The organism is Paraburkholderia sp. J10-1 (assembly GCF_905220165.1).
Taxonomy (GTDB): Bacteria; Pseudomonadota; Gammaproteobacteria; order Burkholderiales; family Burkholderiaceae; genus Paraburkholderia.
The window spans coordinates 968,443-994,513 of sequence record NZ_CAJMYW010000001.1 but is presented as its reverse complement, the minus strand read 5'-3'; the positions used below and the strand labels follow the sequence as shown (position 1 = coordinate 994,513).

Below are 26,071 nucleotides of genomic sequence, written 5' to 3'. Positions count from 1 at the left end.
GCCGTCCTTACTCCGGCGCCTCGACCGTGGTCACCGCCGAGGAAAACACATACCCCTCGCTGCGCAGCGTCTTGATGTAACGCGGCTCACGCGCCTCGTCGCGCAGGCGCTGGCGCAGCCGGCTCACGAGCAGGTCGATCGAGCGGTCGAACGCATCGGCCTGGCGGCCTTGCGTGAGGCTCAGCAGCTGGTCGCGCGTGAGCACGCGCTGCGGGTGGTCGAGGAACACGCGAAGCAGCCGGTATTCCGCGCCGCTAAGCGCGACGATCGTGCCTTCGGCGTCGAGCAGATGGCGCGCCGTGGTATCGAGCCGCCAGTCGCCGAACGCGAGCAGTTGCGCCGATTCGCTCACTTCCATGCCCGGCGGCAGCATGCGCGTGCGGCGCAGCACCGAGCGGATGCGCGCGAACAGTTCGCGCACGGCAAAGGGCTTGGGCAGATAGTCGTCGGCGCCCATTTCGAGGCCGACAATGCGATCCGTCTCCTCATTGCGCGCGGTGAGCATCACCACGGGCACGGCGCGGAACTTGCCCGCGCGCAGCTCGCGGCACAGCACGAGGCCGTCGTCGCCGGGCATCATGAGGTCGAGCACGATCAGGTCGGGCGCGCCGCTCTCGAGCACCGTGCGCATCTCGCGCCCGTTCGCGGCCAGCGACACGCGCATGCCGTTCTTTTCGAGGTAGGCCCCGACCAGTTCACGTATGCCGCGGTCGTCGTCGACGATCAGGACGTGATCGATCTTTTCCGTCATGGGTTCTTTTTCTCCTTGCGCGCGAGGCGTGAACGGGTTTCCGCGATGCACGAACAGTACACCGGATGGGCAATCTCCGCAGCCAGGCCGCTCGCCGCGAAGAACAGGATCGCGAACAGGCGTTTCATGCGTCCTCCAGGACCGAAAGGCTCGCACCGTCGGCAACCGACGCTTCGAGCGCGTAGACATCCACGCCTTCCAGGCAGCCGAGATTGACGCGCCAGCGCGCCGGGTCCCTTCGCGTCTGGTGAAACGGATAAATGCCGCAGTGCTTGCAGAAATAGTGCTTCGCCACGCGCGTATTGAACTGGTACAGCGTGAGCGCGTCTTCGCCCGCGAGGATCGTCAGTTCGCGAGCCTCGAACATCGGGCTCATCAGCGCGCCCTTGCGGCGGCACAGGCTGCAGTTGCAGCGCCCCGCCGGCTCGATGGCCGTGTGGACTTCGAACTTTACTGCACCGCAATGACAGGACCCCGTCCAGCGAGTCGTACCGGTCGACGTGCTCATATTGCCCTCCGCTCGATTGATTTCGTTGGCTGATTGATAACGCAGCGCGCGCGAGGCGCGGTATCACACCGTATCCACCGCGCCGCCAGACACAACACATTGCAATGCGCTCGCAAATTAGTTCAAAGCGCAGTGCAACAAGCAGTGCACATCGCAGTGCACAACGCGCGACACGGCGCGTACAACCCACAACCGCGCCACCCGATTCGGGACCACAATGTGCGCTAGCGCGTATCCGGCGCGCCGCCCATCGACCCGACATGACCTGAAGCGACCGGCAATGACCGCTGCCGGTCGAGCAACAAACCGGCATTGTTTATGCGCGTTTGCTGTAGCGAGCGAAACTCATAGAACGGCTCCAGGAGGTCTCCATGAAATGTCTGCGAATCTACGCCGACGCCCAGGGTGAGTCCCATTTCGAGGACATCGATATCCCGCTCACGCCGCTGGAGCTCTTTCCCAACATCCCGCCCATTTATCTTTCGACATGGGAGCAGGCGAAGGCGGTGCGCTTTGGCTGGGTGCCGGCCGGTCTCAAGGAGGCGGACTGGCACACCACGCCGGTTCGTCAGTTCGTGATCTGGATGACCGGCTGGGTCGAGTTCGAAACGAGCGACGGCGACACGCGCCACTGCGAACCGGGCACGGTCGTGCTGTGCGAAGACACCGTGGGCAAGGGCCATCGCTCGCGCCACCCCGAGGAAGGCCAGTTCAACGTGTTCATTCCGCTTGCGTGAGCGACATGGGCGCGCGCTCATGGCGCGCCGCCTTTCACGCATCCGCGCCGCCAAGCACGAGCCGTCCTTCCAGCCCGCCTTCGGGCCGGTTGCGCAGCGTAAGCTGCGCGCCCATCGCCACGGCAAGCTGGCGCGAGATCGCAAGGCCGAGACCCGTGCCGCCCGTGCCCCGGTTGCGCGAGGTTTCGAGCCGGTAGAACGGCTCGAACACCTTTTCGAGCGCTTCTTCGGGAATGCCGGGGCCGCTGTCGAGCACCGAGATCGTGACAGTCTTGTCGCGCGGCGACGCGCTCACTTCAATGGCCGCCGTGCTGCCGTACTTCAGCGCGTTATCCACAAGATTGCCGACGATGCGGCGCAGCGCCTGCACGCGCGTGACGATCGCCACGTTCAAACGCCGCTCGAAGGTCACGGGCGAGCCCGCATCCACGTAGTCGCACACGAGGCTGTCTAGCAGCGCGTCGAGATCGACGCGGGCGGGCGCTTCACCGGTGCCATGCAGCGTGCGCGCGTAGGCCACGCCCTCCTTCACGAGTTGCTCCATCTCGTGCAGGTCCTGCGCGAGCTTTTCCGCCTGCGTGCTGTCGTCCATCTGGTCCACGCGCAGGCGCATGCGCGTAATCGGCGTCTGCAAATCGTGCGAGATGGCCGCGAGTATCTGCATGCGCTCGGCCACGTGCGCCGAAATGCGCTCCTGCATGGCGTTGAACGCGCGCGCCGCGCGCGCCACTTCGGAAGGCCCTTCTTCCTCCAGCCGCTCCGCCTTCAGGTCCGGACCCAGTGCATCGGCCACGCGTGCGAGTTCGTGCAGCGGCCGCGTGGCCGTGCGCACCGCGAACCAGCAGCATGCCGCCAGCACGACGAGCTGGGCGACGAGCACGGCCGGCAGCCAGCCCGACAAGGGCAGCGCGGCGCCCGGGCGGTAATCGATGGTGAGCGGCGAGCCGTCGGAAAGCCGCAGATGGATCTGCAGACGTTCGCCGTCGCCGGGCACCGAATTGGTCGTGAGCGCGTACTTGTCGGCAATGCCCGCCGCAATGGCCGACGCCACGGTCTTCGAGCGGCTTGCGTCGGGCGCTTCGCCTGGGGTGCCGGGGCCGAGAATGAAGCTATAGGTGCGCCGCGCGAGCTGCGGCAGCCACGCCGCGCGTTCGGCCGCGGGCAGATGGTCGAGCAGCGCCACGGAGATGGCGACTTCACGCGAGATGTAATTGGTCATCATGTTCGCGGTGGCGTCGTTACGCTCGGTCATCGTGAGCTTGAACGACAGCAACTGCGCGAGCGCGAGGCCGACACAAAGGATCAGGGCGAGGCGCGCGAACAGCGTGCGCGGCCAGTGCAGCGCGCTCATCGCCGCCCCGCCCGCAAAACCAGCGGCTTGCATGTTCGGACTCCGTATGCAGGGAATGATGGGTTTATACCGCATGCCGCGCGCGGCTTTGTATCTCACTGTATCGGCGCAGGCGCGGGACACAATACATTGCAGCCCGGTTCATTTCAGCGCGTTTGCGTCTTGCGCTGCGGCGCGGCATCGGCCGTGCCGGCCGGGTCGGCCCATTCGCGCACGGCCTGCGCAAAGAGGCGCAGCGCCGCGGGCGGATGCCGGTTGGACGGATAGTAAAGGCAGAGCCCCGAAAACACCGGCCCCCATTCCGGCAGCAAGTGGACGAGCCGGCCGGCGGCCACATGCTCGGCCACAAGCGACTCCGGCACCCAGGCCACGCCGACCCCGGCGAGCGCGGCCTCGACCATCAGGTTCAGATTGCCGAGCGTAAGCGGCCCGTCCACGTCGATGCTGGCGCTCTTGCCGCGGTGCGCGAAATCCCAACGGAACAGCGCGCCGCTCTCGAAACGAAAGCGGATGCAGCGGTGCTGCTCCAGGTCGTGCGGCGCGCGCGGCGGCGCATGCTGCGCCAGATACGCGGGCGAGGCCACCGCGCCAAAACGCATGTCCTGCGTGAAGCGAATGGCGATCATGTCGCGCGGCACGTCTTCGAGCACGCGCACGCCGGCGTCGAATCCGCCGGCCACGATGTCCACGAGCCGCGAGTCGACCACGAACTCCACGCGTATGTCCGGATAGCGGGCGAGGAACGCCGGCAACACATGTCGAATGAGCGGGCGCGCCCCCGATTCCGAAGCGCTGATGCGGATCGACCCCGAAGGCCGGTTGCTCGCGGACGTGACGTCGTTCACGGCGTCTTCGAGATCGGCCATGGCGGGCCGCACGCGGCTGAGCAACTGCTCCCCCGCCTCGGTCAGCGCCACAGAGCGCGTGGTGCGGTTCAGGAGACGCACGCCGAGTTTCGCCTCCAGGTTGCGCACGGTGTGGCTGAGCGCGGACGGCGAGACGCCCAGCACACGCGCCGCGCCGCTGAAGCTGCGTTGCTCGGCGATCGTCACGAAAGCCGTCAGTTCGGATAAGCCGGTGCGCACCATTTGTGAATTTTCCTCAGTACCCCATGCAAGTCTAGCGGGATTGTTGAGCGGCATGCAGCAACCTACACTCGTTTGGGTAGAAGGCGGCTCGCGCGTGAACACGGGGGCCGTCCGTCCAATCGCTTTCAAGGAGCAAGACATGCAAAAGCGCACACTCGGCAAGAACGGCCTCGAAGTTTCGGCGTTGGGCCTCGGCTGCATGGGGCTCAGCTTCGGCTATGGGCCCGCCACCGAAAAGGCGGACGCGATCCGCCTGATCCGCACGGCGTTCGAGCGCGGCGTCACGTTCTTCGACACGGCCGAAGTCTACGGCCCCTTCGTCAACGAAGCGCTCGTGGGCGAGGCGCTCGCGCCGATTCGCGACCAGGTGGTGATCGCAACGAAGTTCGGCTTTCAGGACGGCGACTCGAAAAAGCCCATGGACAGCCGGCCCGAGCGCATCCGCGCGGTGGCCGAAGCGTCGCTCAAACGCCTGAAGACCGACCGCATCGACCTCTTCTACCAGCACCGCGTCGATCCGAACGTGCCCATGGAAGACGTGGCGGGCACGGTCAAGGATCTGATCCGCGAAGGCAAGGTGAAGCACTTCGGCCTTTCCGAAGCGGGCGAGCAGTCCATTCGCCGCGCCCACGCCGTGCAGCCCGTAGCCGCGCTGCAAAGCGAATATTCGCTCTGGTGGCGCGAGCCGGAGCACAAGGTGATGCCGGTTCTGGAGGAGCTGGGCATTGGCTTCGTGCCGTTCAGCCCGCTCGGCAAGGGCTTTCTGACCGGCGCGATCGATGAGCGCACGTCATTCGATCAAAGCGACTTCCGCACGATTGTGCCGCGCTTTTCCGAAGAGAACCGCAAGGCCAATGCCGGTCTCGTCGACGTGCTGGGCCGCATTGCCGAGGGCAAAGGCGCCACGCGCGCGCAGATCGCGCTGGCCTGGCTGCTCGCGCAGAAGCCGTGGATCGTGCCGATTCCTGGCACCACGAAGCTTTCGCGGCTCGACGAGAACATGGGCGCGGCCAGTCTCGAGTTGAGCGCAGGCGATCTCGCCGCCATCGAAGCGGCGCTCAAGGCGATCCAGGTGGTGGGCGACCGGTATCCGGCGCAGATGCAGCAGCGGGTGGACCGCTAGGTTCGCGCGCGCGGCCCGCTCATACCCACAACCGGTACATCCAGAACGACTCGTCCTCGACATAGCGCTGCGCGAAGTCGGTGGGCGAGAAGCCGGTCATGCGGCGGGTCGTGCGGCTCAGGTGCGCCTGATCAGCGAATCCTTCGTCGTGGGCGAACGCCGCCCAGTCGAAGGACTGACCGTTGGCGAGGCGCTCCGTTGCCGCGAAATACGCGCCCTCGGCCTTCACGAGCGAGTGCCACTCGCGCAGCGAGCGCCCGCTGTAAGCCTTGATGCGCCGCTCCACCTGCCGCGCGCTATGGGTGCGCCCCCATTCGCGCGCCTGCCAGGCAAGACGCCCTACCCAGCGGCGGCCCGCCTGGCGCAGCGTGGCAACGGAGGAGCGCTGGCCGCGAACAGCTTGCCAGCGTGGCGCGAGATGCGTTTCGAGCGTCGCGAGCGTCTGCGCATCTTCGGCAGTGCAAAGCAACGCGTCGAGGAGCGCGAGCCACTCGCGGCCCAGCGTTTCGCGCGCGCACAGAAAGCGGTCGTGGACCGCAGCCAGATTGAGATCGAACAAGGCCTTCGCTGCGTCGGCGTTGAAGCACACCATGCCGCCGAAGCCCGCGGTGGGCGCCCAACTCGTGGTGGGCTGCGACTGGCTGCCCGAGAGCGTGATCGCCGTGCCGAAGGGCCGCCACCGCGGCCCGTTCGCGGTCGATTCCACGAGCCCGGCATCCAGGTCCCGATACCACGAGAGGCACACGAGCGGCGAGGCCGGGAAATGCGAGAGGCGTTGCGCGTCGTTCAGGTCGAAGCCGCGCGTGTCGCGGCAGGCCACGGCCACAATGGCATCCGCCAACGCCGCAGGCGGCGGATAGAGCCGCGCGTGAGGACGCTCGGCGCCGCGCAATACGCGCGGGCCGCGTGCCCAACGGTCGGGGCAAGCAATCGAACTGGAAGGCGTAGCGGTGGACATGACCGCGCAGTATAGGCGAGCGCTGCAAGAGCGTCGATGTCGTTTGCGTTCAAGACGCGCGGCGGCCGTTGGTGTGCAATGCGTGGCATGAAAACGCCATCGACCGCTCAATGTCCGTTCCACGCGAAGCGCGACGGGACGCCGCCTTCGCCCCCGCCCACCGGCGCATGGCCGCCCGGCCCGCCAGCCGGCCTGACCGGCTGGGGCCTGTTGCGCCGCATGTCCCGCGACCTGCTCGGCACGCTCGGCGAGTGGCAGCGCAGCTACGGCGACGTCGTGCATGTGCGCTCCTTCCCCGAGCACGCGGTCATGGTGGCCGACCCACAGCTTGCGCGCGACCTGCTGGTCACGCATCACGACGCGCTGGTCCGCTGGGAACGCGGCACGAGCATATTCGCGCAGCTACACGGCCACAGCGTGCTGACATCCGAAGGCGATGCATGGCGCGTCAAACGTCATGCGATGCAGCCCGGCTTCGCGCCGAAGACCGTGCAGGCCTTCGTGCCGGGCGTGGCGGCGGCAACGGCGGCCGCGCTCGCGCAGTGGCCGCAGCAGTATGCGCGCTGGCCGGTGGAAAACGCGCTGACCTCGCTGACCATGGACGTGATCTTGCGGATGATGTTTTCCGCGCAAGTCGGCGCGCAGGCTCGCGAGGCCGAAGACGCCGTGCGGGTGGCGAGCGAAGCCGCCAATGCCGAATTCTATTGGCCTGCCAGCGCACCCGACTGGATGCCCTGGAAGCGCGCGAAGCGACGGGCCATACGCGTGCTGAAGGGTCTCATCGAGCAGCATCTGCAAGCACGCCTTGCGCTCTCCGCTAGCGCGTGGCCCGACGACCTGCTCTCGCGTCTCTTGCATCTTCATCGCGAAGACGCGGCTACATGGCCACTGCAGGCGGTGCGCGACGAATGCATGACGACGTTTCTCGCCGGTCACGAGACGACTGCGGCCACGCTCACATGGTGGGCATGGTGCATGGCCTCGAACCCATCGGCGCAAGCGGCCGCGCGTGCGGAGGTGAGCGAGGTGCTGCAAGGCCGCGCGCCGGGCGCCGATGTCCGCACCGCGCTGCCGTGGGTGACGCAAACCCTCGAGGAAACGCTGCGCCTCTACCCCGCCGCGCCGGTGCTCATCAGCCGCCGCGCGACGCGTGCGGTGGAACTCGGTGCGTGGCGGTTTCCGGCGCGCACGCTGTTCATGCTGCCCGTGCAGTTGATGCAGCACGACGCGCGCTGGTTCGCCGACCCGTCCGCATTCAAGCCCGAGCGCTTCGCCCGCGAAGCCGCGCCTGCCCAGCGCGGCGCGTGGTCGCCGTTCGGCATGGGTCCGCGTGTGTGCCTGGGGCAGCATCTGGCGATGACCGAGATGACGGTGATCGCCGCAATGGTCTTGCAGCGCTACACGCTCGCGGTGCCGAACGGCACGGCGGCCCCGCGCCCCGTGCTCAACGTGACGCTAAGGCCGCAGGCGCCGCTACATCTGGCGCTCGCACCGGCTTAGCCTTAGCGGTTCGGGGGGATCACGGCGCCCCGGCCAACGCCAGCGCATCCGCACCCGCGACGATGCGGGCCGGAGCCGCCGCATCGGTCGCCGCGCGCCAGACCGCCTCGGCCACGTCCTGCGAGCGCGTGATCGCCGTGGACTGCGCCCACTGCTCGAACACGCGCTGTCCCAGCTCGACATAAGGCTCGGGAATGCTGCCCTCCATGCGTTGCTGCGCGTTCTCGCCGAAGCGCGTGTCGGGCGCGCGGCCCGGCAGCACGACGCACGTGCGCACATTGAACGGCGCGAGTTCGTGCGCCAGCGACTCCGTGAACGCGTTGACCGCCGCCTTGCTCGCCGCATACACGGCGAGCAGCGGCAACGCGCGCAGCGTCACGCTCGACGTGACGTTCACGACGACACCGCTCTTACGCTGCCGAAACTGCGGCAGAACCGCCTGCGTGAGCGCAATGGTGCCGAGCGTATTCGTCTCGAACACGTCGCGCGCGGTCTCCATCGACATGCCTTCGAGCGCGCCCAGCACGCCAATGCCCGCGTTGTTCACGAGCACGTCGATCGGCCCGGCGGCCTCCACGGCCTCGCGTATGCTCTGCGCCTGCGTGACATCGAGCGCGAGCACGCGCAGGCGCGGCGACCGCGGCAGCACATCCTCGCGCGGCGTGCGCATCGTCGCGACGACGTTCCAGTCGCGGTCGAGAAAGTAGCGGGCGATTTCGAGGCCGAAACCGGACGAGCATCCAGTGATCAAGACGGTTTTCATCAACGCTCCTGCAGGTGGGTTGGCAGTACCGAGACGATAAGCCTCCGTAGCCGGACTTGCTACAATCAAACGTCCACGTTTCATTTGCAGGAGTCCGGTCATGATCGACCCACTCGCGGAAGTGGTCGCGCTGCTCCAGCCGGGCGCCTCGATCTCGAAACGAGTGAGCGGTGCGGGCGCCTGGCGTATCCGGCGCACGGATGCCGGGCAGCCCTTCTACTGCGCGATCCTCGAAGGTTCATGCCGCCTCGAGGTAGATGGCCAGGCGCCGCTCACGCTCGAACCCGACGATTTCGTCCTGATTCCGGAGGCCCACGGCTTCGCGATGTCGAGCCTCGACCCGGCGACGACGCAGACCACGGACACCACCCCCGTCGCGCAGCTCAGCGGCGAATACCGGCTTGGCGACCTGAGCGGCCCGCCCAATGTGCAGATGCTCGTGGGTTACTGCGTGTTCGGCTCGCCCGATGCGGCATTGCTCGTCTCGCTGCTGCCGCAGCGCATTCATGTGCGCGGCGAAAAGCGCCTCGCCACGCTCGTACAACTCGTGCGCGACGAGTCGCGTGCGCAGCGGCCCGCGCGTGAGGTCGTCCTCGCGCGCCTGCTGGAGGTGCTGCTGATCGAAGCGCTGCGCTCGACAGGGGATGCGTCGGCTACGCCGGGCCTGCTGCGTGGGCTCGGCGACCCACGCCTTGCGCCCGCGCTGCGGCGCATGCACGAAAGCCCGACCGTGCCCTGGACCGTCGCTCAGCTCGCGAAGGAAGCGGCGCTGTCGCGCTCGGCGTTTTTCGAGCGCTTCCGGCGAGCCGTGGGCGTCGCGCCGATGGAGTATCTGCTCGGCTGGCGCATGGCGATCGCGAGAAACCTGCTGCGCCGCGAGACGCAGGGCGTGGCCGAAGTTGCGCTGCGTGTTGGCTACAGTTCGGCCAGCACATTCAGCGTCGCGTTCACGCGACATGTGGGCGTGCCGCCTGCGCAATACGCACGGGAGCAGGCGGCGGGTTGAGGGCGCTCAGTGCGAAATGCTCTCCAGCGACTTGCCCAGCGTGCGCGGCCCCATCAGGCCGATGGCGACCATCACGAGCGCCATCGCGCCCGCGATGAAAACGAACACGCCAGTCACGCCGAACTCCTTGAGCGTGAAGGCGATGACGAAGGAACTGAACACGGCCGAGAGCCGGCTCCACGAATAGACGAAGCCCACGGCGCGCGCGCGGATGGCCGTGGGGTAAAGCTCCTGCTGATACGTGTGATAGGTGAACGAGATGACGTTGCCCGCGAGCGTCAACAGCACGCCAAGCGTGACGATCGCCACCGCCGCCGACGCCTGGCTGAACAACAAGCCGCTCACGATATTGATCGCCGCCATGCCGACGATCACATGCTTGCGCTCGAAACGGTCGGCAATCCAGTAGCCGAGCAGCGGACCCAGCGGCGCAGCGAGCCCGATCACCGTGGTGTACATGAGGCTCGACGTGACCGTGATGCCTTGCTTCACGAGCAGCGTGGGCACCCAGTTCGCGAAGCCATAAAAGCCCACCGTCTGGAAAACATGGAAGACGATGAGCATGACGGTGCGCTTGCCGTACGGCGGCTTCCACATGTCCGCGAATCCCGCCTTTCGCGGCACCGGGTCGGCGGGTCCTGGGGCAGGGAGCGGCGCTCCGTATTGCCGCGCCACCTTCTCTTCGAGATCCGCCAGCACCGCAGCGGCTTCTTCGGTGCGGCCTTTGCCCGCGAGCCAGCGCGGACTCTCGGGCAAATTGCGCCGGAAGTACCAGACAAAGAGCGCGCTAATGCCGCCAAGCAGCACGACCCAGCGCCATCCGTCGAGTCCCAGCAGCGCACGCGGCACGAGCAGCCACGAAAGAAACGCCACGACAGGCACAGCCGAAAAGCCGATCGCCTGGCACACCGCAAACGCTCTGCCGCGCAAATGTTTCGGCGCAAGCTCGGACAGGTACGTGCCGATGGTCACCAGTTCGACGCCTATGCCCACGCCCGAAACGAAGCGCCAGAAGTTCAGGCCGCTCGCCGTATCCTGGAAGGCCATGACCGTGTTCGCCGCGACATACCACAGCAGCGACCACGTGAAGATGGCGCGCCGGCCAAAGCGGTCCGCGAGAAAGCCACACGCGGCCGTGCCGATAAAGAGTCCGCAAAACAGCGCGGCGATGAAGCTCGCCACACCCGAGGTGCCGAAAAGGCCCGGTGTGGTCGAAGTGAGAATGCCGCTTTTGACGAGACCCGGCGCGACGTAGCCTGTGAAGAGCAGATCGTACAGTTCGAAGAAGAACCCGAGGCTCAGCAACAGAATCAGCTTCCATACCGCGCGCGTGGCTGGAAGCCTGTCGAGACGGGCCGATATCGACCCGTACTGCCCGCTGCCGTCGGCCAGCGCGTTCGCATCGCCGGGGGTTCCATGGTCAGCGGCGCGCAAGCTCGCCGTGCCCTCCAGAATGGCCATGTTTTGTCTCCAATGTAGTCATTCGAATGAATTGTTCTTGACGCTGCGCTCACGGATACCGCGCTTTCAGCTCGTCAAACGAAGCGATCTCTCCCGCAAGCGCGCTCGCCACGACCGTCGGCGGGCTCGCGAGCCAGACGCGGCCAGGACCCGAGCGTCCCGGAAAATTACGGTTGATCGCGCTGATCGTAACCTGGCCCGCGTCGACAGAGGCGCCAGGTCCGCAATTCGCGCACGCACCGCATGAGGGTTGCAGGAGAACCGCGCCCGCCTGTTCGAAAGCTTCGATGTAGCCGCGCTGCACGCAATAGTCGCGCACGTCGGACGTACCGAATTGCAGATAGAGCTTCACATCGGCGGGCACGCGTATGCCGCGCGCCGCCGCCCACGCCAGCACTTCGTGGTAGTGGTCGAAGTCTTCGCGCTTGCCCGCCGTACACGAGCCGCCGTAGGCGATGTCGACGCGCGGCCGCGCTTCAAGGTCATGCAGCGCAATGCCGTTGCCGGGGTCGCCCGGCGCGGCGAGCATGGGCGAGAGGCGCGTGCAGTCGATGTCGATCACTTCGGCGTAGGGCGCGCCGGGGTCACTGCACATCCACGGCTCGATGGCAAACTCGATACCGCGACGCTCCCGCAGAAAGCGCACGGTTTCTTCATCGGGCGCAACGATGCCCGTGAAGCCGCCCAGCTCCGCCGTCATGTTCGTGAGCGTCGTGCGCTCGTCGGTGCTCAACTGCGCGATCGCGGAACCGGCGAACTCGAACACTTTTCCTACGCCCGCGCCGGCGCGGATTCCTGGTTGCGCGAGCAGGTGCAGCACAAGGTCCTTTGCCGTCACGCCGGCGGGAATCGGGCCGTGGAAATTCACGCGCAAGGACTGCGGCACGGTCATGCGCACCGCTCCCGTCACGAATGCATTCGCCATGTCGGTCGTGCCCACGCCAAACGCGAGACACCCGAGCGCGCCGCTGTGCGGCGTATGCGAATCGGTCCCTGCCACGACCTGCCCCGGCAGCGCGTAACGCTCGGACATCATCGCGTGGGAAATGCCTTCTGAGCCTTCTTGTATGCCGCTTTCGAGTTCGCTCAAATAGCCGTGATTGCGCACCCCATAGTCGTGCGCGAATTGACGGTGTGCAGCCGAAAGCTCGCGTACGTCAGGCAGCAGGCCGTTACGCACATGCAGCTCGCTCTTGTGCGAATAGGAAAGGTGATCTTCGAACGCGAGCAGGGTTTCGGGCTCATGCAGTGAAAGCGGCTTGCCGAACGTGGCATGCAGCATGTGCGTGGCCATCCCCGTGTAGTACTCGTGGATGAAGCGCCAGTCCGCGCGAACGAAAACGCCCGCGCCCGGCGCGAGCGATTCGCCCGTGTGCTCCGTGCGTAACACATGCCGTTCGAGGATTTTCTGCGCGAACGTACGCGGCGCGTGATTGACGGACCGCGCGACAGGCTCGATCTGCCGCATGTATTGCGCGCCGTATTTCAACAGCCCGCCGCTGCGCAGAATCGACGCCGCCAGGCCGTCGCGGGAGGCGACCAGCTCCTCGATGTCGATCGGCTCGCCGCGCCGGATGCGCTCGATCAGGCCGAAATCCGTCGATGTGAACAAGCCGATGTTGTCCGCGTTCTGACGATAGATGCGCTCGAAGCTGCGCGCGATGACGAGCCGGATGCCCGCACGGTATTCCGCCAGCGGGCTGTGCTCGCGCGATGAGCCCTTGCCATAGCGACTCCCTGCCACGGTCACGCTGAAGCCGCCATTTCGTACGGAATCCATACCAATTGGATTGCGCCCGCCGGCCTGAAAGCCGACGTAGGGCACGCGGCCAAGACGGTCGTCGAAACGCGTGAGCACGCTCATGGGCGTGATCTCGTCGGTCGAAACGTCGTCTCTCAACGCGTCGGGCGTGACGCCGTCCAGATCGGCGCCTCGCATGTCTGCATGCAATTGCCGCTCGACCCGCTCCGGGTCATTGCAAAGAAACAGCACGCGGCCAGTCAATTCCAGTGTTGCCATCCATTTTCTCCTTGAGAGGAAATCTAGACGGCAGCAAGCGGCGCAATGAAGTGCTCGATCGGCAAAGGGGGCATCGCCGTTCGCGATGTCCTCGTTAACCCTCGCGCTGGACGAGCGTATCGATCAAGGCCTGCACGGCCCTCAGGCGCGGCGACTTGCGCAACGCGTGCAAGCGCAGGCTGCGGCTCGTCGCCCAGGGCTCATCGAGCGGCCGGCGCACGAACCCCTGCGAGCCCGCGAAGGCAGACGCCGCGCTGGTCGGGACGATGCCGATGCCAAGCCCGGCCTCGACCATGCGGCACTGCGCGTCGAAGCTGTTGACCGTCACCGGAATCTTGAGCGGCACGCGCGCAGCGGCGGCGCGCTCCTTGAGCATCTGGTCGAGCGAGCCGCCCGCCTGCAGCGCCACGAGCGGAAAACGCAGTACGTCGTGGAACGTGAGCGCCTGCATGGCGGCCAGTTCGTGTTCGGGCGGAAGCACGACCATGAGCGGGTCGGCGGCGAAATGCCATGAGTCGAGCGCGCCGGGAATCCTGCCGTTCGCGGAGATCCCCACGTCGGCGCGATCTTCCATGCAGGCCCGCACGACCTCGTCGCTGATCTGTTCGGTCAGCGCGATCTGCACGAGCGGAAAGCGCGCCTGAAAGGCCTTGAGCCGCTCCGGCAAAAAGCCGACGATCGCGGACGCGTTCGCGAACAGGCGTACGACGCCCGCCACCTCGCCGCTGAGCGACTGGACTTCGCGCGCGAGCGACTGCAACTGGTCGTGCACCGCCGCCGCACGAGAAAACGCGTGACGGCCCGCCTCGGTCAATTCGACGCCCGCAGGAGAACGGATGAGCAAAGGCAGCCCCATTGCCGCTTCCAGATCCGCCATGCGGCGGCTGAGTGCCGAAGGCGCAATGTGATTGCGGCTGGCCGCCCGGGCAATGGAACCTTCCTCCACGACCGAAATGAACAGCTCGAGGCTATAGGGATCGATTCGCATGCCCGCAATCATATCAGCAGAGTCAATTAAATTCCGACCCGATTTAAATCAGAAAGGCATTTAAAAGGGAGATATAGACAAAAGAATGAATGACATCTGCGCTCTTCAGATCGCCCCATAGTTGCCGATATAGCCGGAAATAGCGGGTGAAACACGCGATCGATGCAGCAAGCATTACCGTCTTCTTTTGAGGTAATTCATACCTTGCTATTGGCGGAAATTCACTAAGTTTCGGTAATTGAAACTGATGTGAATTCGTGTGACATTTTGTTACGTCTGATTTTCACATGTCAGGGGGAATTATCGGTAACATCCGCCGCGCGTCTGACTTCAAGCAGTGACTTAATACTTCTTCGTCCGAAAATATTGCGCACGTCTCCCCTCCTCCAGGGATCCAGCGCAGGGCCGAAATTCCCGACGGGCAGCCGTAGCGAGGGCGCAATATTTACCCCCGCGAAAGCAAAGGACAGATACGCACGTTCGCGCAGTAGCGCGAGCCGCGCGGCGCACGTAGCGGGCGCAGGGCTCATCGAGCCGTTGTGCGGCGTCTGCCAAAACTCATTCTTCAGACCTTAGCCAGCCTCTGAGCGCGCACCGCGCGCCGTCGCCGGCTGGGCGTCGCTTTGTCTTTTTCGAGCACGATGAAACTCTTTTATCTCTTGCTGTCCTCGTCGCTATTCCTCGCGGCGTGCGGCGGCGGCGGTTCCGGAAGCTCCGGCGATGCAACCAATGCCTCGGCCACGTCGCAAAACTCGAGTGGCGCCAATGGCGGCAGCAACGCGGCCGCAGCGAATGCGGGCACGACCGCGCTCAAGCCCGGAACGATGACCTGCGGCTCCGCCTCGACATCGAGTGCGAGTTCCGGCAGCGCGCTCGTTTCAGCCGATACGCCGACCACACAAAGCGGCCGCATCTTCGCCTCGGCCACAGCGTTCCCTGTGGCCTTGACGACCAACGCGCCCGCCGCCGACACGCTGATCTGGTCGATCGCCGACCAGTTCGGCAACGTGGCCGCGAGTGGCCGCCTGCCCGTGACGGCAGGCCCCCTGACGACCACGCTGTCCTGCTCGTCCACGCTCGCGGGCTACTTCGCCGTGTCCGCCACGCTCGCCAACGCCGGCGGTCAGCTGCCCTCGCTCGGCACCCGGCCCGCGGGCACCGCGACCTTCGGCGTGCTGCCCAATCTGGCCAACATCGTGCCGACGGTCACGTATGCGCATCAGGACCTGCATCGCTTCGGCATGCAAGGTGAGGACGACAACACCTCCGTGCTCTCCTCGCTCGGCATTTCGTGGACGTACGACCATCGCGAGCTGTACAACATGGAGCCGAACGGCCCCAACACCTTCAACCCGAACGCCAATAACCTCGATCCGTTCTACACCACGGGCCAGGTGATGCGGCTCGTGCGTCTGGACGGCATTCCCGCGTGGGCGAGCCCCACGGGCGCGTTCGAGGACGAAGCGCTTGCGCCTTCCGATCTCTCGTACTACCAGAACTACATGGCCCGGATCGGCACGGAGTCGAATCTCATTCGGACGACTTATTTTCCGAACCAGTCGGCCAACTACTACCAGCTCACCTGGGAACCGGATGCGCAATGGCAAGGCACGAACGCGCAGTTCGTGCAGCTCTATCAGACCGTTTATCAGGGCATCCATTCGACTGACCCGCACGCTGTCGTGATGGGTCCGACCGATACGGCGCCCTCCGGCACCGCCAGCCAGCTCAAGACGCTCGCGCCGCTCGGCTACGCGCAGTACATCGACGGCGTGACGACGCACGGCTACTACGACATCAATGGCACTTCGCCTTCGTATGCGCCGGAACGTCTCGCGACCGACCCCGCCAACGCATCCGGCTCGCTGATCGGGCAAATGCGCGCGCTGCGCAGCGAAATGGCCGCCGACTACAAGCCGGGCATGAAGCTGTTCAGCACGGAGCTAGGCATCAGCTATGACAACGGCTCGTCGTACGGCGCCAACTATCCGAGCGCCAACATCCTGTACGCACAAGGTGCACTGGTGGCGCGCAGCCACGTGATCATTCTGGGCGAAGGCGCCGATCAAACCTGGATCTTCTATGGCGCGGACTTCCCGGGCCTCGTGGGCTATGGCACGTTCTTCGATCTCGCCGACGCCCAGGGCCAATACGGTGCGCAGAACATCAGCCCCAAGCCGGCGGCGATGGCTGTCGCGGCGATGACGCGCATTCTCGACGGCACCAACACGCTCGGCCCGGTGAACGGCACGCCCTCGGGTGTCTACGCCTATGCGTTCCAGCAGTTGAACAACGGCGCGGTCATCACCGCGCTCTGGACGCACAACAACAGCGTGTGGAGCGCGAGCAGCGGTTACAGCTCGACCTATAGCGTGGCCTATAGCCTCGCAGTGGATGCGCCCGGCACGAGCGGCACGGTCACCGTGCTCGACGAGATGGGCAACCCGACCACGATGAGCTACACCAATGGCCAGCTCGCGCTGAATCTGACTGAATCGCCGGTATACGTGGTTTCGCAGAATGCCTCGGTGGCGAGCGCCAATGCGACGCTTCCCACGGGCTACATGGCGAACTAAGCGAACTGCGCGGCCACCTGACCGCGCGAAAAGCGGCACCCCGAAGCGCCCGGCCCGCGGACACGGTTCCGCGGGCCGGGCGCTTCGGCCGTTTACCGTCGACAGGCTTGCTCCCCTTGAGCCGCACATCGTTGCGGTTGGCAACGAATCGAAATATACGCGAGAATATAGCGCTACCGCCCCGGTCCCCTCCTCAATGGGCGGCAAGACAACTGGAGCGACATCAGGTGAACACTGGCAGCAAGGAAGCGGTGGGAGAAAAATTCTCGGCCGACGCCATGGAGCACGCACGCGTGATGACCTGGAAGGCAATCGAGCAGATTGCGGCGGCTATCCGGCCCGGCATGCGCGAATCGGAAGCCACGGCGCAAAGCAAGGCCATCCTCGAAGCGCTGGGCATGGACCGCATCTGGCATCCCGTGCTGATCCGCTTTGGCGAGAACACGCTGCGCATCTTCAAGGAGCGCTCCGAAGGCGACCCCGTTCTGGGCGCGGACGACATCTTCTTCATCGACCTTGGCGTCGTGTGGAACCAGCATGAAGGCGACGCGGGCGCGACTTTCGTCACGGGCAGCGACCTGGAAATGCGGCGCTGCGCGCGCGACGTCAAGATCATCTACGACGAGGTGGCCATCCACTGGCGCAGCACGGGCTGCAGCGGCAAGGCGCTCTACGAATTCGCCGCGGAACGCGCGAGCGCCTATGGCTGGCGCCTGAACGTCGATATCAAGGGCCATCGCGTGAGCGACTTCCCGCACGCCATCTACCGGGCCGGCGACCTCGGCGACTTCGAAACGGTGCCGGCCGCCGGGCTGTGGATCCTCGAAATTCAGATCGCTCACCCCACGCGTGCGTTCGGCGCGTTCTACGAGGACCTGCTCGCGTAGCGCCAGGCGTTGCGGGTAACGCAATCAGGCTGACGACGTCTGCGCCTCATAGCTGCGCTGAGCGCGGTCGTCCTGCAACACGCGCCGCCCCGTGCGCGTGAGCAGCACGAGCACGATGGCCATCAGACTCGTGCCGAACAGATAGCCCGGTGGAATGAATCTGGCGTCCGTGAATCGCGCCACGACCGAGATATAAAAAGGCGCCAGCCCGCCGAACAGCATCACCGCCGTGTTGTATGCGATCGCCACGCCGGTGGAGCGGCCTTGCACCGTAAAGATCTTCACGAGCATGCCGGGGTGGGCGGCGCCTTGCAGCGTCAGGAACAGCATGCCGACGACCTGCACGAACATCAGCCTGTTCTCGCTCGGCTGGGCGAGCAGGTACCAGAAGAGCGGAAAGACGCACACCATCCACCCCGCAATAAATAAGCAGAACAGACGATAGGCGCCAATGCGGTCGGCGAGCTTGCCGAACACGGGTGAAAGGATCGACATCACGAGGCTCGTCACGAACACGCCGCGCAGCGTCGAGCCCAGCGAAAGATGCAGCTGGAACTGCGCATAGTTCGGCAAATAGGCATTCCACACGTAATTGAGCGAGGTGCCCGCGATCATCACGCCCATCGCGCACACGAGCGCATCGCCGTTTTCGCGCACGAACTGGCGCGCACGCACGAGCGTGGGTGCCTGCGCGGCGGGGCGCGCCTGCATGCGCTGAAAGTCGTCCGACTCGCCGATATGATGCCGCAGATAAAAGCCGATGGGCCCGACGAGCGCGCCGACCAGGAACGGCACGCGCCATCCCCACGCGGCGAGCGCGTCGTGCGAAAGATGACTCGTCAACAGGTAGCTGCAACCCGAAGACAGCATGGCCGCGACACCGAGCGAGACCATGTTGAAGCTACCGTAGAACATCTTCTTGCCCGGCGGCGCCACCTCGTAGATCGTGACCGACGAAAGCGCGAACTGCGCGCCCACCGCAAAGCCCTGCACGAGGCGGCCGATCACCACCAGAATGGGCGCCGCGAGCCCGAGCGTGGCGTAGCCCGGCGTCAGCGCGAGCAGCAGCGAGGCCACGGACATTGCCACCATGATCCACGAGAGCGCCTTCACGCGCCCGGCGCGGTCGGCGTACATGCCCATCACGACGCCGCCTATCGGCCGCACGAGAAAGCCGACCGCGAACGTTGCGAACGTCAACAGCAAGGACTCGCCGCGATTCACGCCAGCGAAAAACGTCCGCGCAATCAAGCTCGAAAAATAGGCGTATACCGCGAAGTCGAACCATTCGAACGTGCCGCCCGCCACGGTCGTGATGATGACTTTGCGGATCTTTCTGGCTTCGCTGACCGTTTCCATCGGCTTAGGCTCCCGTGCGCATCGCGCGCAGGCTTTGCGCGAAGAAGTCCTGGACCACCTCGACCACCTGCAGGCCGCTGTGGGCGATGTTCTCGAGTTCGTCGAAGCGTACGTCGATACCGGCCGCCTCGAACGATGCCTTGAGCGCTCTAAGGCGCTCCGGGCGCGTTCTACCCGCATCGTTGATACCCGGCAGGTACATCGGGCTGTCGTCGCGCACGGTGATTTCCCACGTTTCGAGGTCCGCGCGGCCCACCACCATCTGCACCGGCACCCGGCGCAGCGCGGCGAGATCGAAAGGCTTGCCGAAATGCCGCTCGAAGCCGCCCACGCCCAGCCACCAGTCCTTCGACGCGTCCAGCAGCGTGACGTTGCCCGGCGCGCCGATGGTAGCCGCCCACAAGCGTTCGGGGTGAACATACGCGAAACGGTTGACGAACTGGCCGCCGCCCGAGTAGCCGAACAAGGCGAACTTCTCAAAGTGCTTGCCGTAACGTTCGCCGACTTCGCTCACCATGTCGAGCAGAACTTTGTCGTAGTGGATGTCGCCTTCCACGAGGCGCTTGAAGCCACTGCGATCGCCGTCGCCGCGCACGCCCACCGGAAAGAGCGGACAGAGCACGATGCAGCGGTTCCAGCGGCCGAAGCCCGCAAATGCATCGCGGTACTGAATGAATTGCCGGCCGGTGCCGTGCATCACGACAACCAGCTCGACGTCGTTGCCAGGCGTGGTCACTTCGGGCGGCACGTAAAGCGTGTAGGGGAACCGCGCATCGTGCCGGCTCGCGTACACCGTGGTCGAGCCCAGGTCATAGAGCGCTTCGGCTTTCGCTTTGTCCACCGTAAGCGGCCTTTCTGCAACTTCGGACATCGGTCTCTCCTCCCAATTCGTTTCGGGTATGGCGTTTATCAAGCTTCAAGCCGCTTCGGCAATCGGCTCGTGCTGGAGGCTGTAGCGAGTGAAAACGCGGTTCAGCGCAGGCATCGGCGCGACGTCCATCTCGCCGCTGGCCGGTTCCATGACGATCATCGCGACCGTTGCACTCAGCGTGTGGCGCGTGCCCGGGCGCGGCGGACGGCAAACCGAATGCGGCGTGCCGAACGCGTCGAACAGCGCGGCTTTCACCGCATTGCGGTCCACCTTCGGCGCGGCGTTGAGCAACTGACGCACGCGCCAGTCGCGGTAGTAGCTGTCGGGCGAGTTTTCGCAGCCGGTGTCGCGCAGCTTCGTGCGGGCGACCGGACTCATCCAGTGGTTCGCATGCACGATCAGTTGATCGTCGTTTGGCCAGATCGGAAACGCCTCATCCGGCGCGCATTCGAAATCGATGCCGAAGCCCTCGGCCATGCCCAGCATGATGTTGTTCGAGCACGACTTGGGCGTCGTGGCGATCGTGCGCATCGCGTTGGCGAAGACCGGCTCTTCGAGCACGCGGCGGCGCAGAAGCGAAAGCGGCACGCCCATCTGCGTGAAATCGCGATCCGATTCGAGGTAGTTCGCCGTGATCGACACGCCCGCCGCGTTCAGGCCGCTGCGCGCGAGGCCGCCCGCTTCGACGAAGGTCAGATAGTCGGGGCCCTCGTCGTTGCGCACGCGCAGCACGATGCCGGTATCCACGCAGTCGGCTTTCCAGTCCCAGTTCTGCGCGTGGATCAGCCGCCCGTTCGCGGAACGCGAAGGCAGCACGAGCACGCCCGTGCAGCCGTCCTCGTCTTCGGCATCCGCCGGTGTCGTCTTGTCGGCGCGCGCCTTGGCCAGCACCTCGGTGCGGGCATTGATCATGACGATGTCTTCGAACGGCACGTCCGCGCCCGCCGCAATGCCGCGCATTTCGTCCAGATACGCCGGCTGAAACTCGCCGATCGCCTGTTCGAGCGAGCGGATCAGCGCCGTTTGCGACGCTTCGCTATAGCCGATATTGCGCAGCGTCTGGCCGTAGCGCGACGCGCTCAAACGAACGCGGCCGGCCACGGCGCGGCCATATTGCACCCCGCGCTCATAGGGCTTGCCGGAGACGCTGACGAACGGAAACGGCTGGATTTGCGGCATCGAATCACTCCCACGCAAGAAACGAATGAACTTGATGAAACGATTCTCGGGCGAGAGAAATAAAATAAAAAGCGTTATTTTGTTTACTGAAAGGAAAGATTTTTTTGTGCTTCGTGCGATCATGCGGGCACGGCATGACATGCCAGAAACGGCCCGAGGAGGCGAAAGATGAGCGAAATCCGGATGCTCCGGACCTTTCTGGCGATCGAGAAGCACGGCACCATGGCCGCCGCCGCCGATCGCATGGCGCTGACCCACGCGGCGGTCGGCGCGCAAATGCGCACGCTGGAACGCGTGTGCCAACGCCAGCTGTTCGACCGCAGCGGCCGCAGCATCCAGCTCAACGACGCGGGCCGCTCGATCATCGAGCAGGCGCGCACGGTGGTGGCGGCCTACGACTCGCTGCTGCGCGGCGTGGCCGACACGCACAGCATCGAAGGCACGGTCACGATCGGCTCGACCGTGTCGTCCATGGGCTTTCTCGCCGCCAACGTCATCAAGCTCAAGGTGCCGTACCCCGCGCTGAACGTGCGCCTCACCCATGGCAGCAGCCCGGAACTGGAGCGCCAGGTGCGCGCGGGCGAGATCGACGCTGCGGTGCTCATCAGCGAACCGCGCAACACCACGCTGCCGGAATCGTGGGAGTCGCTCTATGAGGAGCCACTCGTGCTGCTGGCCAATCCGGCAGTCGGTCCCGCCGACGCGTCGGCGGCCTCGCTGCTCAAGCGCTTGCCGTTCATCGGCTTCGAAGCAGCATCGCTCACAGGCAGGCACGTGGCGAGCCTGCTGCGCCGTTTGCGCGTGGAGGTCAATCCGGTGCTGGAAATGAATTCGATCGCGGCTATTGCCGATCTGGTACGGCAGAACGTGGGGGTGTCGATCGTGCCGAGCCTGCGGCACGCCGCGTGGGCCGACGACCCGCAACTGTTCGTCAAGCCGATTCCCGGCGCCACATGGCGCCGGCACGTGGCCTGGTACGAGTTCGGCCGCCAGCCGCGGGCAACGGCGATCGTGAAGAATCAGCTGCTTGCGGCGCTCTCGAATTCGTAAGTCTTCCTGATTGATTTCATCGCGTGGCGAAGAAAGCCGGAATGGCGGATGCGACCAGCGACCCCGTCCAACGCGATCGCAGGATTCGACGCAGCGACCAAAATCAACGAAAATACCGCGAACCTACTGGAAAGAAACATGAAACGACTGTTACTCGCCGCGCTCACCGCCGCCTCGTTCGCCACCTGCGCTCATGCACAGAGCAACGCGGCCGGCTCGTTCGCCACCCCCGCAGGCACGGTGCAATTCGTGCGCGACGACCGCGACTTCGTGGCGGTCCTCGGCAAGGACATCTTCGACCGCTTCGACGCGAAAACGCTCGCGCATTTCGACGAAGTGGGCCACGACAACAGCACGATTACGCGCATGCTCGTGCAGACCGACTTCGGCCCGGTGCTGTACGACTTTCGCCGCAATCCGCCGCTCGTGCAGCACGTGAGCGCGCGCATGACGATCAAGCGCGTGTTCTGGCAACCCGACGAAGTCGTGATGCAAGGCTCGGAGGGTTGGTTCCGGCTCAAGAACGGCGCGCTCACCAAGCTGCAATCGTCGACGACCACCTACCGCACCAACTAGACCGCTCAGGCGTCTTTTTCGTCCTTCTCCTCGCCCTGCGAGTCGCGAGCCGCGATCTTCAGCTGACGCAGCTTGTGATAAAGCGTTTTCTTCGGCATGCCAAGCTCGTCGCTCGCCTGGGCGACGTTGCCGTGATGGCGCCGCAGGGTGTTCTCGATCAGCATGCGTTCGAAGTACGCAATCTGGTCCGCAAGCGTCTCCCCTTTCGCCGTCGCCGCGCCTGCGGAAAGCAGGCTGTCGCCGGTTAGTCCAAGCACGAAGCGGTCGGCGACATTCTGCAGCTCGCGCACGTTGCCGGGCCACGCATGCGTCATGAGCTCGGACACCTGCGCGGCGGTCACGACCGGCGCCGGCGTGCCGAAGCGGCGCGCGGCCGCGAGCACGAAATGTTCGAACAGCAGCGGGACGTCTTCGCGCCGCTCGCGCAGCGGCGGCAATTCGATCTGCGCAACGTTCAGCCGGTACAGCAGGTCCGCGCGGAAGTTGCCCTCGGCGGAGACTTCGGCGAGGTCCGCCTTCGAAGCGGCGACGATGCGGCAATCCACCGGAATCAGCTCGTTCGCGCCGAGGCGCTCGACCACGCGCTCCTGCAGCACGCGCAGCATCTTGATCTGCAGCGGCATCGACATCGTTTCGATTTCGTCGAGAAAGAGCGTGCCGCCGTTCGCCCATTCGATCTTCCCAACACGCTTCTTGATCGCGCCCGTGAACGCGCCCGCCTCGTGCCCGAACAGCTCGCTCTCGAACACCTGCTCGGGCAGGCCGCCGCAATTCAGCGCCACGAAATGCGCGTCGCGCCGCGCGCTGAAGTCGTGCAGGCTGCGTGCGATCAGTTCCTTGCCGGTGCCCGTTTCGCCGGTAATCAGCACCGACACGGACGTATCGGCGAGGCGCAGAATTTTCTTGCGGACTTCCGCCATGGCCGGCGACTTGCCGAGCACGAGCGCCTCGATCCCCTGCCAGTTGTGCAATGACGCGCGCAGCCCCTCGACTTCGAGTGTGAGCCGCCGTTTCTCGACCGCGCGGGCCACGCGGCCTGCGATCACGTCGGACGAGAACGGCTTTTCGATGAAGTCGTAGGCGCCCACGCGCATCGCGCTGACCGCCGTCGAAATGTCCGCGTGCCCGCTGATCAGCAACACCGGAATTTGCGGGTCAATCGCCATCACATGGTCGAGCAGCTGCAACCCGTCGATGCCGGGCATGCGCACGTCCGAGACGATCACGATCGGGGCGCCCGGGGCGATGTCGGCATAGGCATCGGCCGCCGACGCATACGCGCTCACTGGAAAGCCCGCGAGCGCCACCGCCTGCTCGACGCCGATGCGCACGTTCTCGTCATCCTCGACGACCAGCACGCGAATCTCATTTGCCCTGTCATCTGCCATGTTCTGTCCTTTGCGGCTCCGCGGCCGCGAATTCGATCGTGAAGCGGGCCCCGCCTTCGTCGCGATTCGTGGCCGTAATTTTCGCGCCAAAGCCTTCGACTATGCGCGACGTGATCGCGAGCCCCAGCCCGAGGCCTTGCCCGCGCGGCTTGGTCGTCACGAACGGCTCGAACAGGTGCGCCAGCACTTCCGGCGCGATGCCGGGGCCGCTATCGTCGATCGTAAAGCGCACGCGGCCGTGTGCGTCGGGCTCGCTCGCCTCCATCGCGATCACACGCTTGCTCGCGTCGCGCACCGCGTCGAGCGCGTTGCCAAGCAGGTTCACGATCACCTGCTGCAACTGGCTCGACTCCGCGTACACGGTGGTGCCCGGCGCGATCCGCACGTCGAGCTGAACCGCTTCGTCGCGAATGCGCGACTCGTAGATGAGCCTTGCATGCGCCACCGCTTCGCCTAGCGACACCGCTACACGCTCCACGTCCGGCTTGCGCGCGAACGCCTTCAGCTCGCTCGTGAGCACCGCCATGCTGTCCACGAGACGCCCGACGCGCTCGAGATTGGCGATCGCCTGCGCGGGTTGATTGCGTTCGAAGAAGGTGCGCGCATTGTCGCAGAGCGTGCGGATCGCGACGAGCGGCTGATTCAGCTCATGCGTGAGCGCGGCCGCCATCTGGCCGATCACGGCGAGCTTGCCGGCATGCACGACTTCCTGCTGTGTAGCACGCAGGCGCTGCTCGGTGCGTTCGCGCTCGGCGATCTCACGCTGCATCTGCGCATTGGCCTGAGTGAGCGCGGCGGTGCGCTGCGCGACGGTCGTTTCCAGCTGGTCGTTCGCGCGCCGCAAGGCTTCTTGCGCCTTGAGCTTTTCCACGATCACGCGGCGGCGCTGCACCGCATAGAGCGCATAGAGCGCGGCAATCACAAACAAGCCCGTCACGAACGCGAACGCAAGCCGCTGCTGCCGTCGCGCGCCCGCCGTGTCGAGCAGCACCATGATCGTGTCCTGGCCTTGCGGCGCGGGGCGCGACATCACGAGAAAGCGTGCGGTGCGGCCCGCGCGGCGCAGGTCGGGGAAGAGGCCGATCCACGCGTTGTCGTTCCAGTCGCCAACGCGCCGGTATTGCAGCGCCTCGACAATGCGGCCCGCGTATTGCCGCGACGCCTGAATGTCGCGCTGCTGCGGCTCGGTCATCGCCCGCATGGCGGTGAATTTCCATTCGGGCTGGGTCGAGATCACGATCACGCCGTTGCTGTCGACGACGACGGCCGCTTCGCCAGGCGTGCGCCATGCCGATTCGAGCGCGTCGACGCTGACCTTCACGGCCGCAGCTCCAATTGCCGCATTGCCAACATTGCCATCGTGAATCGCATTCGCGAAGTACAGCCCCGGCACGCCGGTGTTCGTGCCAATGCCGAAGAAGCGGCCGCGGCCCTGCGCGAGCGCGTCCTTGAAGTACGGCCGATACGACACGTTGGTGCCGACGAAGCTAACCGGCTGGTTCCAGTTGCTCGCGGCGATCACGGTGCCGTGCGCGTCGATCACGTCTACGGCGCCGCTGCCGACATCGTTGTTGACCGCTTCGAGGTAGGCATTGACTGCGGGCAACATGCCGCGCGCTTCATCGGGCGATGCCTTGAGCAACGCGCGCACGCTGTCCTGGCGCGCCACGAGCGCGGGGACCATCTCGAAGCGTCCCAGCTCGCTTTTCAGGCTCGCGGCGTAGAGATCGAGGCGATGCTCGCCCACGTCGGCGAGCGCGTCGATCGCGCGGTTCCATGCGAACTCCACCGCGGCGGCGGCCGCGCCGACATACAGCACGGCCGCCGCCGCCCATCCCCACCATGGAATGCCCTTGTAACGCATCTGCACGTTCACCCTCGTCGATTGGCTGCCGCCAGACGGCGGGTTCAGCGAACACCGCGCGCCGATT

At 65.5% G+C, this 26,071-nt stretch carries 23 protein-coding genes; 8 read left to right on the top strand and 15 right to left on the bottom strand.

The window, feature by feature from the left end; genetic code table 11:
* Positions 1–7: 7 nt before the first annotated feature.
* From U5A65_RS04340 to U5A65_RS04330, 3 genes are read right to left on the bottom strand one after another with little or no spacing between them, the layout of a single operon-like run.
* Positions 8–751 carry a response regulator gene (locus U5A65_RS04340; protein WP_321907932.1) on the bottom strand — a complete coding sequence of 248 codons (744 nt, stop codon included), beginning with the start codon at positions 749–751 and terminating at the stop codon, positions 8–10.
* Complete coding sequence (locus tag U5A65_RS04335; RefSeq protein WP_321907934.1) at positions 748–879, bottom strand: hypothetical protein; 132 nt, start codon at positions 877–879, stop codon at positions 748–750. Before U5A65_RS04335 ends, U5A65_RS04340 begins: the two co-directional genes overlap by 4 nt.
* Positions 876–1,259: a GFA family protein gene (locus U5A65_RS04330; RefSeq protein ID WP_321907936.1), complete on the bottom strand. Its 384-nt coding sequence runs from the start codon at positions 1,257–1,259 to the stop codon at positions 876–878. Before U5A65_RS04330 ends, U5A65_RS04335 begins: the two co-directional genes overlap by 4 nt.
* A gap of 371 nt (positions 1,260–1,630) precedes the next feature.
* On the opposite strand from U5A65_RS04330, the gene U5A65_RS04325 reads away from it, so the two are divergent.
* Positions 1,631–1,996: a hypothetical protein gene (locus tag U5A65_RS04325; RefSeq protein ID WP_110383838.1), complete on the top strand. Its 366-nt coding sequence runs from the start codon at positions 1,631–1,633 to the stop codon at positions 1,994–1,996.
* A gap of 34 nt (positions 1,997–2,030) precedes the next feature.
* On the opposite strand, the gene U5A65_RS04320 is transcribed toward U5A65_RS04325, so the two are convergent.
* Both U5A65_RS04320 and U5A65_RS04315 read right to left on the bottom strand, forming a co-directional pair.
* The gene (locus U5A65_RS04320) at positions 2,031–3,380 is read right to left on the bottom strand and encodes an ATP-binding protein (protein ID WP_321945575.1); all 1,350 of its coding nucleotides are present in this window, start codon (positions 3,378–3,380) and stop codon (positions 2,031–2,033) included.
* Between the two features lie 113 nt (positions 3,381–3,493).
* Positions 3,494–4,435, bottom strand: coding sequence for a LysR family transcriptional regulator (locus U5A65_RS04315; protein WP_321945574.1), 942 nt, complete (start codon positions 4,433–4,435; stop codon positions 3,494–3,496).
* 139 nt (positions 4,436–4,574) lie between these two features.
* Between U5A65_RS04315 and U5A65_RS04310 the strand changes: the two genes are divergently transcribed.
* Positions 4,575–5,558, top strand: coding sequence for an aldo/keto reductase (locus U5A65_RS04310; RefSeq protein WP_321945573.1), 984 nt, complete (start codon positions 4,575–4,577; stop codon positions 5,556–5,558).
* Between the two features lie 19 nt (positions 5,559–5,577).
* On the opposite strand, the gene U5A65_RS04305 is transcribed toward U5A65_RS04310, so the two are convergent.
* Complete coding sequence (locus U5A65_RS04305; RefSeq protein ID WP_321907943.1) at positions 5,578–6,516, bottom strand: helix-turn-helix domain-containing protein; 939 nt, start codon at positions 6,514–6,516, stop codon at positions 5,578–5,580.
* 87 nt (positions 6,517–6,603) lie between these two features.
* Between U5A65_RS04305 and U5A65_RS04300 the strand changes: the two genes are divergently transcribed.
* A complete protein-coding gene (locus tag U5A65_RS04300; protein WP_321945572.1) occupies positions 6,604–8,016 on the top strand; it encodes a cytochrome P450 in 1,413 nt (470 codons plus the stop codon).
* Between the two features lie 19 nt (positions 8,017–8,035).
* On the opposite strand, the gene U5A65_RS04295 is transcribed toward U5A65_RS04300, so the two are convergent.
* The gene (locus U5A65_RS04295; RefSeq protein ID WP_321907947.1) at positions 8,036–8,779 is read right to left on the bottom strand and encodes an SDR family oxidoreductase; all 744 of its coding nucleotides are present in this window, start codon (positions 8,777–8,779) and stop codon (positions 8,036–8,038) included.
* A gap of 100 nt (positions 8,780–8,879) precedes the next feature.
* Between U5A65_RS04295 and U5A65_RS04290 the strand changes: the two genes are divergently transcribed.
* Positions 8,880–9,785, top strand: coding sequence for an AraC family transcriptional regulator (locus U5A65_RS04290; RefSeq protein ID WP_321945571.1), 906 nt, complete (start codon positions 8,880–8,882; stop codon positions 9,783–9,785).
* A 6-nt stretch (positions 9,786–9,791) separates the two neighbouring features.
* On the opposite strand, the gene U5A65_RS04285 is transcribed toward U5A65_RS04290, so the two are convergent.
* From U5A65_RS04285 to U5A65_RS04275, 3 genes are all read right to left on the bottom strand, one after another.
* Positions 9,792–11,246, bottom strand: a complete 1,455-nt coding sequence (locus tag U5A65_RS04285) for an MFS transporter (protein ID WP_321945570.1) — start codon at positions 11,244–11,246, stop codon at positions 9,792–9,794.
* A gap of 49 nt (positions 11,247–11,295) precedes the next feature.
* Positions 11,296–13,266, bottom strand: coding sequence for an aconitase family protein (locus tag U5A65_RS04280; RefSeq protein WP_321945569.1), 1,971 nt, complete (start codon positions 13,264–13,266; stop codon positions 11,296–11,298).
* A gap of 94 nt (positions 13,267–13,360) precedes the next feature.
* On the bottom strand, positions 13,361–14,254 hold the full coding sequence (locus U5A65_RS04275) for a LysR family transcriptional regulator (protein WP_321945568.1): 894 nt from the start codon (positions 14,252–14,254) through the stop codon (positions 13,361–13,363).
* Between the two features lie 641 nt (positions 14,255–14,895).
* Between U5A65_RS04275 and U5A65_RS04270 the strand changes: the two genes are divergently transcribed.
* Positions 14,896–16,830 carry a hypothetical protein gene (locus U5A65_RS04270; protein WP_321945567.1) on the top strand — a complete coding sequence of 645 codons (1,935 nt, stop codon included), beginning with the start codon at positions 14,896–14,898 and terminating at the stop codon, positions 16,828–16,830.
* Positions 16,831–17,057: 227 nt separating this feature from the next.
* Positions 17,058–17,717 carry a M24 family metallopeptidase gene (locus tag U5A65_RS04265; RefSeq protein ID WP_321945566.1) on the top strand — a complete coding sequence of 220 codons (660 nt, stop codon included), beginning with the start codon at positions 17,058–17,060 and terminating at the stop codon, positions 17,715–17,717.
* A 24-nt stretch (positions 17,718–17,741) separates the two neighbouring features.
* On the opposite strand, the gene U5A65_RS04260 is transcribed toward U5A65_RS04265, so the two are convergent.
* The 3 genes from U5A65_RS04260 to U5A65_RS04250 are packed head-to-tail and all read right to left on the bottom strand — an operon-like array spanning position 17,742 to position 21,126.
* Positions 17,742–19,076 (bottom strand): MFS transporter, encoded by a 1,335-nt coding sequence (locus U5A65_RS04260; RefSeq protein WP_321945565.1) that lies wholly within the window; start codon positions 19,074–19,076, stop codon positions 17,742–17,744.
* Positions 19,077–19,080: 4 nt separating this feature from the next.
* Positions 19,081–19,947, bottom strand: coding sequence for an alpha/beta hydrolase (locus U5A65_RS04255; protein WP_321945564.1), 867 nt, complete (start codon positions 19,945–19,947; stop codon positions 19,081–19,083).
* 45 nt (positions 19,948–19,992) lie between these two features.
* Positions 19,993–21,126 carry a C45 family peptidase gene (locus tag U5A65_RS04250; RefSeq protein WP_321945563.1) on the bottom strand — a complete coding sequence of 378 codons (1,134 nt, stop codon included), beginning with the start codon at positions 21,124–21,126 and terminating at the stop codon, positions 19,993–19,995.
* 168 nt (positions 21,127–21,294) lie between these two features.
* Between U5A65_RS04250 and U5A65_RS04245 the strand changes: the two genes are divergently transcribed.
* Both U5A65_RS04245 and U5A65_RS04240 read left to right on the top strand, forming a co-directional pair.
* A complete protein-coding gene (locus U5A65_RS04245) occupies positions 21,295–22,176 on the top strand; it encodes a LysR family transcriptional regulator (RefSeq protein ID WP_321945562.1) in 882 nt (293 codons plus the stop codon).
* A 138-nt stretch (positions 22,177–22,314) separates the two neighbouring features.
* Positions 22,315–22,752 (top strand): hypothetical protein, encoded by a 438-nt coding sequence (locus tag U5A65_RS04240; RefSeq protein WP_321907971.1) that lies wholly within the window; start codon positions 22,315–22,317, stop codon positions 22,750–22,752.
* A gap of 5 nt (positions 22,753–22,757) precedes the next feature.
* Here the strand turns inward: U5A65_RS04240 and U5A65_RS04235 are convergent, their stop codons facing one another.
* On the bottom strand, positions 22,758–24,140 hold the full coding sequence (locus U5A65_RS04235; protein WP_321907973.1) for a sigma-54 dependent transcriptional regulator: 1,383 nt from the start codon (positions 24,138–24,140) through the stop codon (positions 22,758–22,760).
* Positions 24,130–26,004 carry a sensor histidine kinase gene (locus U5A65_RS04230; protein ID WP_321945886.1) on the bottom strand — a complete coding sequence of 625 codons (1,875 nt, stop codon included), beginning with the start codon at positions 26,002–26,004 and terminating at the stop codon, positions 24,130–24,132. Before U5A65_RS04230 ends, U5A65_RS04235 begins: the two co-directional genes overlap by 11 nt.
* Between the last annotated feature and the right edge of the window lie 67 nt (positions 26,005–26,071).